This is a genomic window from Marinobacter nauticus ATCC 49840 (assembly GCF_000284615.1).
In the GTDB taxonomy this organism is placed as follows: Bacteria; Pseudomonadota; Gammaproteobacteria; order Pseudomonadales; family Oleiphilaceae; genus Marinobacter; species Marinobacter nauticus.
Window position 1 is genome coordinate 1,726,766 of record NC_017067.1, and the last position, 13,219, is coordinate 1,739,984.

At 56.7% G+C, this 13,219-nt stretch carries 9 protein-coding genes and 1 other RNA gene; 2 read left to right on the forward strand and 8 right to left on the reverse strand.

Translation table 11 applies throughout. From position 1 onward, the window contains the following. Positions 1–5: 5 nt before the first annotated feature. The 8 genes from MARHY_RS18920 to MARHY_RS08010 all read right to left on the reverse strand — a co-directional run bounded on the left by MARHY_RS18920 (position 6) and on the right by MARHY_RS08010 (position 12,155). On the reverse strand, positions 6–686 hold the full coding sequence (locus tag MARHY_RS18920) for a PEP-CTERM sorting domain-containing protein (protein ID WP_041654671.1): 681 nt from the start codon (positions 684–686) through the stop codon (positions 6–8). A 148-nt stretch (positions 687–834) separates the two neighbouring features. Continuing rightward, complete coding sequence (locus MARHY_RS07980; protein ID WP_014421321.1) at positions 835–2,799, reverse strand: PA14 domain-containing protein; 1,965 nt, start codon at positions 2,797–2,799, stop codon at positions 835–837. 120 nt (positions 2,800–2,919) lie between these two features. Continuing rightward, complete coding sequence (locus MARHY_RS07985) at positions 2,920–5,622, reverse strand: tetratricopeptide repeat protein (protein ID WP_041655492.1); 2,703 nt, start codon at positions 5,620–5,622, stop codon at positions 2,920–2,922. Between the two features lie 50 nt (positions 5,623–5,672). After that, positions 5,673–7,043, reverse strand: coding sequence for a PEP-CTERM-box response regulator transcription factor (gene prsR / locus MARHY_RS07990; RefSeq protein ID WP_014421323.1), 1,371 nt, complete (start codon positions 7,041–7,043; stop codon positions 5,673–5,675). A 135-nt stretch (positions 7,044–7,178) separates the two neighbouring features. After that, entirely contained in the window at positions 7,179–9,317 is a 2,139-nt protein-coding gene (prsK, locus tag MARHY_RS07995) for an XrtA/PEP-CTERM system histidine kinase PrsK (protein WP_014421324.1), read from the reverse strand. 124 nt (positions 9,318–9,441) lie between these two features. After that, positions 9,442–10,389: an SDR family oxidoreductase gene (locus MARHY_RS08000; RefSeq protein WP_014421325.1), complete on the reverse strand. Its 948-nt coding sequence runs from the start codon at positions 10,387–10,389 to the stop codon at positions 9,442–9,444. Then, on the reverse strand, positions 10,389–11,204 hold the full coding sequence (locus tag MARHY_RS08005) for a lysophospholipid acyltransferase family protein (protein WP_022991126.1): 816 nt from the start codon (positions 11,202–11,204) through the stop codon (positions 10,389–10,391). Before MARHY_RS08005 ends, MARHY_RS08000 begins: the two co-directional genes overlap by 1 nt. Before the next feature lie 30 nt (positions 11,205–11,234). Next, positions 11,235–12,155, reverse strand: a complete 921-nt coding sequence (locus MARHY_RS08010; RefSeq protein WP_014421327.1) for a D-hexose-6-phosphate mutarotase — start codon at positions 12,153–12,155, stop codon at positions 11,235–11,237. A gap of 109 nt (positions 12,156–12,264) precedes the next feature. Here MARHY_RS08010 and MARHY_RS08015 point away from each other — a divergent pair, with 109 nt between their 5' ends. Together MARHY_RS08015 and ffs are read left to right on the forward strand one after the other, a co-directional pair. Further along, positions 12,265–13,020, forward strand: a complete 756-nt coding sequence (locus MARHY_RS08015) for a 2OG-Fe(II) oxygenase (RefSeq protein ID WP_041654683.1) — start codon at positions 12,265–12,267, stop codon at positions 13,018–13,020. 71 nt (positions 13,021–13,091) lie between these two features. Then, an RNA gene (gene ffs / locus MARHY_RS18505) (signal recognition particle sRNA small type) lies at positions 13,092–13,188 on the forward strand. The last annotated feature ends 31 nt before the right edge of the window (positions 13,189–13,219 follow it).

Sequence of the window (13,219 nt, forward strand, 5' to 3'; positions counted from 1 at the left end):
CGATGTCAGGCTTTTTTACGGCCTTTCATCCGGACTGCAATGCCAGCGAGACCAAGGCCAAGCAGAGCCAGCGTGCCAGGCTCGGGAACCTTGGTGGCACGAACCGCGATCACCATATCGTCATGGTTATCATCGCCAACATAGCCATCGTCCAGGCTGATTACGAAGTAATCTTCTTCAACATAGAAGAGGTTGAAGTTGGTGCTGGAGTTCGGTTTGGCAATGTTGTTGAACTGACTGCCGTTGGTGCCGTCATTGTTGATGGTAACACCACTGCCGTTGATGAACTTGAAGTTCAGCAGGGCGTCAAGACCACCGTAAAATACGGCGCTGAACTGGTCATCAGGGTTGCTGTTGGTATCGAATACCAGCGTGTTACCCCAGTAAAACTGGTTGTTATCGTTCGCTTCTTTACCCAGATAGGTGAAGGTCAGCTTGAACGGATCGGAGCTGGTGGATTTCAGATTGTGGCCGAACAGTACGGTATCACCCACGTTGTACAGAGGTGCATCCGCTGTCCAGGTACCACCTATGCGAGTGGCGTAATCGTTGTCTCCCGGAACACTTTGCTCAGCTACAGCGCCAGGTGCGTTTGCATTGGCAACAGAATCGATATAGGCAGCCTGAGCTACTCCCGCAAAACCGACGGCTGCAGCCATTGCCAAGCCTTGAGTCAATTTTTTCATTTGAGTCACTCCTCCAGTGAGTGGTCTTTGCGTTACGTCATCCTCTAATAAGCAGGCTTCGTGCCAGATTTTAAGTCATTGAATATTAATGAAATTTTCTGGCCACTGCTGTTTGGTTGTAAAATAACTCGACAACCAGAATGCTCACTTAGTTAACCTGATGCTCTACCGGATCAGACGGTTCACTACTCAATCCATTGATATCGATTACCTGAATCGTAAAGTACCAGGTGCCGGGCGCCAGGCCGGTAACCGTGGTTGAGGTTGTGCCTGCCGGCACCTCCAGGGTTTGAGTCAGGTTTGCAGCATCCTGTCCGTAGTTGATCCGGTAACGGTCAATTTCGCTCAGCGAAATGCTGCTGCCGTCTACCCTGGTGCCCGGAGGCGTCCACGACAGTGTCACACTGCCGCTGGCATCGCCGGTACCACCGGGCTGGCTGGTGACCGGTGATTCTGGCTCCGATACGGTTTCGAGCGTGTACGGGTGCAGGCCCGATTGATAAGCCTCAAGAACCGTCACGCCGCTATCGTTAAGCACCCGGCTGGCTGATGGTTGCATCAGGGGGAGTCCGTAGCGAAGTTTGTAAAGATCGTCGATGCCGTCGTTCAAGGTGCTTTCGGCGAACTCGCTGTCCAATGCCAGATGCTGGACGGTGTTGGTCGTGGATATGGCATCTCCAGTGGCGGCGTCGGTAATCGCCAGTTGTGCAGTGGCGCCCCAGCCGAACTCAAAGTACTCCATGGTGATGGCAACGGGGGTCCCCGCTTCGAGACCCGCTGTGGCGTTGTAGCTGGTGGGGGATTGGTTCTTCCACTGATCAATGACGGTAGAGCCGTTGAGGAAAAGCCGAACACCATCATCCGTAGTGGTGGTGAAGGTGTAGTCCCGGGTTCCTTCATTGTGAGGTGGTGTGAACCATCCCTGCCAACGCACGCTGAACCGGTCCCTTGGAAGCTCCGCTGACGGGCTTCCACTATTCCAGTTGAAGTTGACCGTCGCATCCCGCTGACTGTAAACGAAGCTGTCAAACTCGGTGCCTGTGAAGTACTGGCCGACGAATCCGGTTGCATACACTTCCTGGGGGGCAGGGAAGTCGCTGGCATCGGTGGGATTGGTGCCGGCCTGGTACTCTTGCAGGATGGTGTAGCCATCACCGTCAAGATCTACATTGGCATCGCCCGGGTTGGTGGGGTCCGTGCCATAGGCGTATTCGTACCCATCCGGAATCCCGTCGTTATCAGTATCTTCGGTTCCGGGATTGGTCCTGGCCCAGAACTCATCCATGGCGGTAAGCAGATCATTGTCGGTATCGGATTTTGCATCGGCCGCATTGGATGGATCCAGCCCGTACACAATCTCCCAGTTGTCGTACAGATCATCACTGTCCGCATCAAGTGGGGGGTACTGGCTGTTGAATGAGAGTCCCTGTTCAGCGTCAAAGTAACCGATTCGATAACCCAGATGGTAAGCATCTTCGGTTGTTATCTCGGGGGCCGAGTCAGGGGCTTTCTGGGCGTAGCTATGGAGCGCGCTGCCGCTGATCACTTGCTGAGAGATGCCGGGGCCGGACCAGGCGACGGTAAAGTGGTCGTCCCATCCACCTTCCTTGTGCCTGAATTCAAAGTAATATTTTTTGCCGGCCTCCAGATATTGTACGCCGGAGGTTTGTGAGGCGTAGCGGGTGAAATTATCGAGGGGCGTGGACATGGTGGAGGCGATCTGAACCGCACCGTCCGGGTTCTGGGAGTCAGATAACCACAGTTGTGTCTGATCGTCGCCACTGATGTAAAAGGTGTATTCGCCCGTTTCGGGGGGCTCGATAAAGCCCCGGATCAGCGTGCCGTAATTATTGGCTCGGCTGGTGGCTTGGCGCAGTTGGGTGAGTTCAGTGATTTCATCGGGCGAATCCGGATATTTCTCTGCGTCCAGCATGCCCTGAACGTAGTTCCCGGAGATACCGTCAAAATACCAGACATCGACCTTTCCCGGTTCGCTCGTCTCTGGTATCGCGGCTGTCGGTGGCAAATCCTCAATATCCCTGAACTGCCAGTTCTGACAGCCGCTGAGCAGAACCACCACGGTGCCTACGCTCAACACTTTGATAGCAGCCATAACCCACCTTCCTTGCTATTGGAAACAATATGTAAAGTATTGTTGCAGTGGGTCAGGGCTGCCACCGGCGGCTAGGAACGTTTCGTTATGTCCTCTCTTTGGTTATAGCGTGAGTAATGATTAGCCGTTGTTGCCTGCGCTGAACTTGTCCATGATCTGCTGGGCCGCATCCGTGCGGCCGGTGGCTCGATAAGCTTCGGCCAGATGCATGGCAATTTCCTGGGAATCCGGTGCCAGGGAATGGGCTCTTTCCAGTACCGCCAGGCTTTGCTCGTGTTCACCAGCCTCGAACAGGATCCAGCCGTAGGTATCTGCAATCGCAGCATTTTCGGGCACTAGTTCGTAGGCGCGTTTGGCCAGTGATGCCGCTTCGCTGTTGCCGGCCTCGTAATACAGCCAGGCGAGATTGTTCAGCGCCAGGGCGTTGTCCGGGGCCAGTTGCAGAACCTGCTGGTAGTGCTCAATGGCCGCATCCGTCTGGCCTGCTTGCTGGGTTTGAAGCGCCAGTGTAAGCAGAATTGACGAATTGTTCGGGAATTGTTTGTTGGCTTCCTGCAGTGCTTCTATCGAATTCTGAGATCGGCCGGCGTTAGAGAGTGCGCGAGCATGGGCGATGGCCAGTTCCGCCGTTTGTCGCTTGGCCAGCGCCAGTTGATAAAGCTCAGCAGCTTGCTGATGTTCGCCCTGGTTTTCGTAATAGCTGGCTTCTACCTGGTAGGGCGCGGGGGAGTCCGGATGATGCTGCTTGGCATCCTGCAGCGCACTTCGCGCGGCGGTTGCGTTGCCATTGCTGAATTCGATGGCAGCCACTTTTAGGGCGATGGCCTCGTTCTCTGGGAAGAGCGCTCGTCCGCGGCTCAGGATCTCCAGAGCGCGCTCGCTGTTGTCGCGCTGTGCCATTTGAGTGGCAATGCCTTCATACACCGCAGCGACCAGCGGTTCAGACGGTGAGGGCTGGTCTTCGCGCTCTCTTTCCATCAACCGGGCGGTCAGTTCATCGGCTCGCAACGTATCGTTGTTGATCAGCGCGGATTCCAGAAGGATCAGCCGCGGTCCGTTTGCCTCAGGATGTTGCGTGCTGATTTCCTGCATCAGCGCGGTCAGTTGATCGCGCTTCATCACACCGGCAAGGGCCTGAATGGCGGGCAGGTTGTTCGGGTTGGTTTCGACCGCCTGGCGGTACCAGGCAATCGCCTGCTCCGTGTTCTGCTGTTCGCGGGCAAGGTTGCCCAGAGCTACCAGAGGAGCTGCTTCTTCCGGGTGTTGCTTGTGCGCCCGCTCAAAGTAGCTGGCCGCCTGTTGGGTGTTGTTCAGGCTGCTGGCCAGGTTTCCGCGGGCAATCAGGGTAGCCATGCTGTCCGGATTGGCTTTAAGCCAGGTGTCCAGGGTGTCTGTTGCCGCCTGCGAATTGCCAGACAACGCCTGGGCCTGGGATGTCAGGATTGTGGCCTGCAGGGCCTCCGTGGCATCCGACGGAATCTGACTGGCCTGTTTGATGGCATTGGCGAAATCTCGGGTTTGAGTGAGATAAGCCGCATAGCGCAAACGCAGGTTGTGGTTCTCCGGTGCCAGTTCCAGCGACTTCTCCAGGAGCTGGCGGCCACTCTGGTCATCGCCAGAAGCCAGGCTTGCAATGCCTACCAGTGCCAGTGTTTGTGGATCGGCGTCACTGCCCTCCAGGTCTTCCAGCAGTGATTTTGCGCCAGCCGGGTCGCGCATGGATATGCGGGTGGCGGCCAGGAGTTTGCGTACTTCATCGGCGTTTTCCATATCGGCCAGCGGTGCAAGCAGTTTCTCCGCCTCCTCTGGGCGGCCTTGCCGATAACGTATTACGCCCAGCATCAATGCGCTTTGTTGATGGTTGGGAACCTGGTTAAGGACTTCCTGCAGATACCTGGCGGCGGTATTCAGGTCGCCATCATTATAGGCTGAGGCCGCGGCTTCCAGGTTGCTTTTGATCGTACCCGGACCGGACTTGGCAAGGATTTCCTCATAGACAAATGCCTCCGCCGATTTGCCCTGCTCACGCAGAACGGTGATCAGGGCCGAAATGGTCTGGTATTTCCGGAAGGTCATAACGTCGAACTGGCCAATGGTCTCCAGTGCGCGTATGTACGCCTGTTCTGCTTCGGCCCATTGTTGCTGGGCATGGGCGAATTGGGCTTTCCAGAGCCAGACGTCCTCGTGTTCAGCGTCAATTTCTATGGCTTTCTCAAGGCGTTCCTTTGCAGTGTCGAAGTCGCCCTTGGCCGTGGCAACCCGGGACAGGCCGACCATGGCAACAACGTTATTGCTGTGTTTGTCGAACGCGCTCTGGTAGGCCTCTTCGGCCTTGTCAAAGTCGCCGCTGGTCAACCAGGCGCGACCTTTCAGGTTGTCTGCCTGCAACTGTTGATCCGGAGAGGGCGATGAAATCTGGTCCAGAGATTCCAGGGCTTCCTGGTGTTTACCCTGGAGAATACGGGCTTCAGCCCGGATCAACGCAGCCTGGTTGCGTTCCGATTGGCCCAGCTCCTCGATGTTGGTGTTTTCAAGGAGTTTGTCCAGTTGCCGTTCAGCGTTCGCGGCATCACCGGCAGTTAGCAGGTTGTGGATGATGACAAAGTAGGGGGCGGTGCGATTCGGCTGGAGATCGATGGCGCTTCTGGCCTCGATGGTGCTTGCCTTCAGCTCACCCTGGCGCTGGAAAAACCGTGCCTGGTCTACATGGCTGATGTACTGAATGTCTTCCTGAGACATGTCCGGTTCGCTGTTGCACCCCGTCACGGCCAAAGCGATGGCAGCGGATAGCAGTGATGCACGCGCAATAGTTCTGATCTTCATGCCCTGGTCCTTCCTTCGTCGGGTCTTGTTCTGTTCCAGCATTGGGTGTCTCAGGCCTCGTTTGGGGCGGTGTTGGTCTCAATCCGGTACTTGTCGGTCAGGTTGTACAGCGTCGGGCGGGTAACGCCCAGAAGGCGCGATGCCTGAGCCATGTTGAAGTTACTGGTGGTGAGGGCCTGAATAATCGCCTTTCGTTCTGCCGCTTCACGTACCTGGCGCAGGTTAAGCTGAAAGTCGGTGTCGCAACCTTCGAGGGGCAGAACCAGATCCTCGGCGGTGATGCGCTTGCCGTCGGCCATGATGATCGCCCGCTTCACCTTGTTGATCATTTCACGCACATTGCCTGGCCAGCTGTAGGCATTGATGGCCTGAACGGCATCGTCCGAGAACGTGAGGTTAGGGCGGTCCATCTGTTTGCCCAGGGTTTTCAACAGGGACTGCGCGATCACCAGTGGGTCACCATCCCGTTCACGCAGGGCAGGTACATCCAGTGTGATTTCACTGATCCGGTAATACAGGTCTTCCCGGAAATCCCCCTGGGCAATCAGGTCCTGAACATTCCGGTGTGTGGCGCACACCACCCGGACATCAACGGGAATCGGTTTTACCGAACCTACCCGGTCGACCACTCGTTCCTGCAGGAAGCGAAGCAGTTTGGCCTGCAGTGCCATCGGCATATCGCCAATCTCGTCGAGAAACAGGGTGCCGCCGTTGGCGCTCTCAATCTTGCCTTTCTTGGATTGGGTCGCGCCGGTAAAGGAGCCTTTCTCGAACCCGAACAGTTCGCTCTCCAGCAGGTTTTCCGGAATGGCGGCGCAGTTGATGGCCGCAAAGGGTTTGTCGGCGCGATGGCTCAGGTCGTGCAGGGCCCGGGCCAGGAGTTCCTTGCCGGTACCGGTTTCGCCGGTAATCAGGGTGGTGACATCGGTAGGCGCAACCTTTTCAACCGTGCGGCAAATCACCAGCATTTCGGGGCTGGCGGCAACAATGCCTTTGATGTTGGTGCCATTGCCTTGCGAGGACAGTTCGCGGTTTTCTTTTTCCAGTTCCGCGAGGCGGAATGCCCGATTTACCACAAAGGTGAGGATGTCGGCATCCAGCGGCTTCTGGTAGAAGTCGCAGGCTCCCATGCCTATGGCCTTGACGGCGTTTTCCTTGTCTTCCCGCCCAGTCACCACGATCACTTTGGTCATGGGCGCCAGGCGAAGGATATCTTCCAGCAGGGCGAAACCCTCAGTGGCGCCGCCGGGGTCGGGTGGCAAGCCAAGATCCAGCGTCACCACTTCAGGCTCGAGACGCCGAAGTGCCGTTAGCGCTGCCTCCCGGTCAGCGGCCACCGAGACTTCAATGTCTTCACTGAAGCACCATCGCATCTGGCTCTGGAGGCCAGGATCATCCTCGACTATCAATAACTGCTTCACAACAACAACCAGTCCTTTGTTCCGTGTTCATATCGGATAGACGCCCATGAGGCGAACGCGATTCCATGACTCTGATTCTTAACTGAACATTGACACTTTGCAATGCTCGCTTAATAAAATAGTCTTCTCCGTCGGTTAATTGACGGCTTGCCTGCCTTCCTGCAAGCCGGAATCTGTCGGTTCCGGCTTGTTCCCGGCTGATTCGCCGGTTGCTGCATTGGCCAGCGGAATACGTACCGAAAAGCAGGAGCCCAGGCCGGGCTCGCTGGTTACGTCAATCGAACCGCCCAGTTCCTGTATGTATTCCCGGGCCTGATAGGCTCCAATCCCCATACCGGTAAGCCCTTTGGTGCTTTCGAAGGGTTTGAAAAGCCGGGTGCGGATAAACTCTTCCGTCATGCCGCTGCCGGTATCCTGGATAAACAGCACCACGCTGCCTTTGGCCGTTTTCAGGTTCAGTGTGATTTCCCCTGTTGGAGCCGTGGCGTCCTGGGCGTTGCTAATCAGGTGGCCCAGCACGCTGCGCAGCTGTTCTTTGTCGGCGCATACCTGGATGGCGGGTGGAGCACCCAGTAGCATCGGTGCCGGGCTGCGGCGGCTGTTGTCTTCAATCAGCTCGCGGACCAGTTGGGTCAGGTCTATGGGAGCACGTTGCTCGTCCGCCCCGGAGGATGGTTTGCGGATATGATCCACGAGGTTCGACATTTTACGGACCGCATGATCGGTGGTGGCAATCATGTCGTCGATAAAGGCTGGGTTGTTGCGATGTTTGGGCGCATTCTTGACCAGTAGAGACAATTGGGCGATCAGTGTTTTCAGGTCATGCACCATGAACGCGCTGGCCTTGCTGACGGCTTCAAACTGCATGGCCCGTGAGAGCCGGTTCTGGGCATCGTTCTGGGCGATGAGGTTGCAGGTCTGGCGGGCTACCACCTTGATCAGGTCGAAGTTCTCCCAGTTAAGCTCCACCCTGGCGTAGGGCGCGCCGACCATGGCAATGCCGTAGAGTTCGTTATCGAGATACAGAGGGATGACCAGCCAGGCTTCCGGGGTCTTGGTGATGGAGTCCGGTATCTCCAGCAGGTTGTAGCTCACCGGGTCTTCCCGGTATTCACTCAGATCAATGATCCACTCACGATCTTTAAAGAACTTCACCATATCCGAGTCTTCGTCAATGATGGTGTACTTCGGAGTCGCGATATTGACGCTTGCTTTCAGGTGGAAATCTTTCTGCTCGCCCTTTATCCAGAGCGCGCCGGCATTGCTTTCCACCAGTCCGGCCAGAATGCGCACTACTCGTTCGGGCAGGGGTGGTTCGTTGCTCAGGTTGGCAAGTTCCTTGGTGAGCTTGAGCCATTCATCGCGATAATCGTACTTGTAGTCGAAGAAGTTCTGGCTGATGAAGACCATCAGGCGGCCGCGAATACGCCGCGACAGCAGAAGTGTGACCAGAAACGCCAGGGAAACGGTGATGAACAGAACCTGCAGGGCTTCGCCCCACTCACCACCCAGGGCGCGTACGTAGTAACCGCCGATGGCCAGCAGTAACAGGTATCCGCCCGCGAAGATGAGTGTGCCAGCGTGAAATACGGCCGAACGGGACAACTGGAAGTCCACAGGTTGTTTGCGTGTGTTCACCACATTGATGGCAAAAAGGGGCATGAGTGCGGCGTTCACAAAACCGCGCGCATTCCAGAACGAATCCGCGACTTGCCCGAACAGCAGCGCATCAGCATACATGAAGAAATCAAAGGCGAAGATGGTGGCAACGCCAATGCACAGGTATTTCATGCTGGAGCGGCCGAAGACAGTAGAGTTTCGCCAGATTTGCTCGACCAGCGACAGGCCCAGGAGTGACAGGGCGATCTGGCCGATCACCTTGGTTTTACCGCTGACAAGATCGATGTGGAGGGCGAACTCAAGTGTACCAAGGGCCAGCAAGGTGATGATCAGTATCGCCGTCGCGGCACCCAATACCTTCTTTATTTGACTGGTGAACCGGCCTTGCCGAAAGCCGTCGCGAAGCATGGCGAACAGCAGGAGTAACCAGGCTGTGTCTCTGAGCAGTTCCAGGAGGTAGCGGGTGAAGAATCCGGGCGATCCCCAGAGGCTTTGGGTAACCAGGACGGAGGCCCACAGGGCGGTAACAATGGCGGCAAGGAACAGAGCACGATCAATGTCGCGGCGAAGATAACGGGTTGCCACAAGAACGGCCAGAACCGCAAAGACAGCGGCTGCCGCACCGTGACTGATCACGCTGAGATCCCTGAACATTAGCTCTTTCCTTGAACACCGGGAATCCCGGGCCTGCCGGTGCCCGGGTACTGTATTTAATATGTACAGGGTAGCGCCGAAAAGGGCCGTTCGTCTATTTGAATACTCAAATTACCGATGAGTTTCACACCGGTTTTTTGTTATCGCGATAATACCGGAAAATCTCTTTCAATGGCCGTTTGGGCTCAAAACCGAATTCCCGGGCGAAGGCGCGACCGTCAATCACCACCGGATATTTGAAGAATGCCATCAGGTACGGAGGGAAGCTGCGCAGGTTCAGAACCCGGGCAATGGCCTTCGGCACGCTCGGTGGAATGGAGGGAATGGGTATGGTTTTGCAACCGCAGAGCTTCAGGGCGTGCTGGTAGGCGACCCAGTCTTGCGGCGCGACATTGAACACACCTTTTACGGGCTTTGCCCAGGCGGCGACAATGGCGTCTGCCATATCGTCGATATGGATGAACTGCATCATCGGCGAAAAGCCAGCCAATACGGGTGCCCGCGCACTGCTGAGCAGGGTGCTCATGGTATTGCGAACACCGGGGCCCACGATGTTGCAGGGCCGAAGAATAGTGATGTTGAGTTCCGGGTAGCGCCAAAGATAGATGTTGGCGAGGTTCTCAAGCTCCACTGAATCCACCAGGTCGGCACTCAGGCCTGCGCTTTTGAGCGGGGCGGACTCGTCAATCAGCGCCGGGTTATAGGCCACGGCACCATAGACGTGGTAGGTGGATAGCACAATCACCCGGCGTATGCCGTATTTGTGGGATAGGTCCAGTAGCTTCTGGGTGCCCAGTACATTGGCGTTATAGCGGCGCATGCGGGTCAGTTGGCTGGAGAGGATGCGGCCGAGATGTATCACGCCATCAAACTCGTAGCGTCGGAACAGGTCTTCAAAGACCCGCTTGTTGAAGTCAATGCAGTAGCTGGGAATGTCGTCGCCCAGATAAACCTGTTCCCGGAAATCGACGGCCACCAGGTCGCAGCTTTCTCGCAGGCGGCGGATCACCTGCTGGGCCAGCGCACCGGCAGCACCGGTGATCAGAATGCGGGGTCTTTGGTGCTTGCTCATCAGAACAGCCTTTTCCTTTCGCTCAGTCCCTTGTCAATCAGTCGGCTGATCTCGGCTTTCACAGCCTCTACCCGTTCGGTGACCTGTTCTTCAGGGATTTCGGTATCATCAAAATACATGGGTTCCCCGAAATTCAGGTGTACCTTGGCGGGGAGCACCACGGGCAGGGCGACAGGAACGTAGGGTACGCCCAGGGCATTGGCCAGGGGTTTGATGTTGGCAATGGCCGGGATGGTCTCTTCGCAGCCCACTACGCCCACAGGCACAATGGGCGCCTTGTACTTCATGGCCAGATGCATAAAACCGTTGCCGAAACGCTTCAGTTGATACCTGTCCCGGTAGAGCTTGCCGGAGCCTCTTACGCCCTCCGGAAACACAATCACTGCTTCGTTGTTGGCGAGCATCTTCGCGCAGTTAACCGGGTCTCCGAGCACGGCGCCGATTTCGTTCAGGAGGTTGCCAAGCCACGGCACCGTCGGAAAGAAACGCTCGATCATGGCGCGGGGAATTCGAGGATTTTTTTCCCGTGAGGCGAGGGCATAACCAATGAGCAGGCCGTCGATGGGTAACTGGCCGGAGTGGTTGGCAATAATCAGCACCGGGCCCTCTGCCGGCACATTGTCAACGCCGGAGGCGCTGACCCGAAAGTATTTCTCGTAGATTTGTCGGGCAACGGAAAAACCGTACTTCACCGCTTCGTTGTTATAACCCCATGGATCGTAGCCCAGTGTGCCGATGGGTTTGCGAATGCGGTTTACCTGTTCGTCCAGTTCCGCTGGTATCAGTTTCGATCTCAGATACGATGCCAGGCCCATGCCCGCTCCCTGTGTCAAAGAAGTTGCCGCTCAGGCGCGGCCGATGAATACGCCCAGTGTGTGGCTCTGGCCTTCATTTAATACCCGATAATCCGATGCTGCATTGGCTGTTTCGACGCACAGCATTTTCTGCCAGGCAGAGTCTGGAAAATCAGAAAGACGCTGCGCTTTTCCCGGGCCCGGGTTCCAGACCACGGTTGAATCGCTACCCACAGACGTAAGCTTTCGCTTGCCGGAAGGTGTTACTACGGTCAGTGCTTCGCCGGTTTCGTATATCCGGTCCACTTCACCTTCGAAATACACTGGCCCTTCCTGTGAGACGTAGTCCCAGTCTTTCAGCGTGTCGATGTACTGGCTGTTTCCCAGGCCCAGCACGCGGGTTCGCTGAATGTCGTCAGTGGGCAGGTAAGTGTGAAGGGCCTGGCTGAACGCCAGCGGCGCTTTCGAAAGATTGGTGGTTGTCAGGGCGATCTGGCAACCCCGAATGGAAAAACTGAAGGTGATCAGGGCCAGGGCGTGGCCGTCCCAGTGTTCCTGGAAATCGTCGTTGGCGCTGAGGGACAGGCTGACTTCTACCTCGTGGGCGCTTTCCCGAACATCTTCCAGCCGCCATAAAGCGGTGCGGGCAAAGCCATGGGCTGAGGATGACGCTATGCGCTTGCGGATTTCCGGCGGGTTCCGGAGTGGGTCTCCAAACCAGGGCCAGCACACGGGAATGCCACCGCGAATTGCTCGGCCAGGTTGAAAACGGGCGAGTTCACTGAGCCAGAGCCAGTTGCGTTCATCCTTTGGCGCGAAATGGGTGAGGTGTGCCCCCTGTAGAAACAACGTGGCCTGGAACAATGGGTGATGAACTTCAAGTGCCTCCAGTTGCCCGATGGTACTCCAGCGGGTAAATGACCAGTTGCCCGGGCCTCCGGTTGCTGGCGGCTTGCTACTGCTGTCCGACATATTCAGAAACGGCTTCCTTTAGGTAAAACTCCGTAGCTTCAGAGTAATTTAAAACCGTGCGCGCGGCGAGTTTCTGAATACAATACGTCAAAATTGTGAGGGTCTGAACATGGAATCAGAAAATCCGGTAGCGTCGGTCTTGCCGATGCCGGAGCCGCTTCTCGAGCAGTCCGCGGGCCAGTTGGACAAGGTGGCTGGAGACATTATCGGGGCAGCTGGCCGCTGTGATTCTTTGTTGGTCTCCGATGGATGGTTGGATGAACTCGCCGATAGCCTGAGCGAGAAAGCCTGGATTGAGCTAGATCTGCTCGGTCATTTGCCCGTTGGCCTGATCGCTGCGCTTCGTAACGAGGTAGAGATACTGGACCGTACCGAAGCCATGGGGCGAGCAGGGATTGGGCGCGGTGCCGATCTGACCCGTGATCGTAGCGTCCGCCGGGATAAAATCGCCTGGCTTAATGGCTATACCGCAGCCCAGTCGGAGCTGTTCCGGTTCTTTGATGCCCTGCGGGTTGGTCTGAACCAGCGCCTGTTTCTTGGGCTGAAGCGCTATGAAGCGCATTATGCCACCTACCAGCCTGGCGATTTCTACAAGCGCCACCTGGACAGTTTCCGGGGCAGGGCATCCCGTGTGGTCAGCCTGGTGCTGTATCTGAATGAAGGATGGCAGCTGCAAGACGGGGGAGAGTTGCGGGTGTTCAGCCCCGACAACGAAGATCAGATGGTTGGTCTGGTGCGGCCGGAAGCAGGGCGTGCGGCACTGTTTCTGAGTGAGGATGTGCCCCACGAGGTATTACCCGCCAATCGCACCCGGTACAGCATTGCCTGTTGGTTCCGGCAGGACGAAGTCCCTTTGCCGTTGTAGTCCTTATACCCTTCTGTTAATATGCGCGCCGCTTTCGAGGGAAATGCCCCGAAACGCCGTTATGGTGGCCCCATTGGTGCCTCCGCAACATGAAACCGTGAACCCGGTCAGGCCCGGAAGGGAGCAGCCGAAGCGGTGGATGTGTGTGCCGGGGGATCGCTGGTGGGGTCACCCCCATATCCTGCCTCTTGTTTTGCCT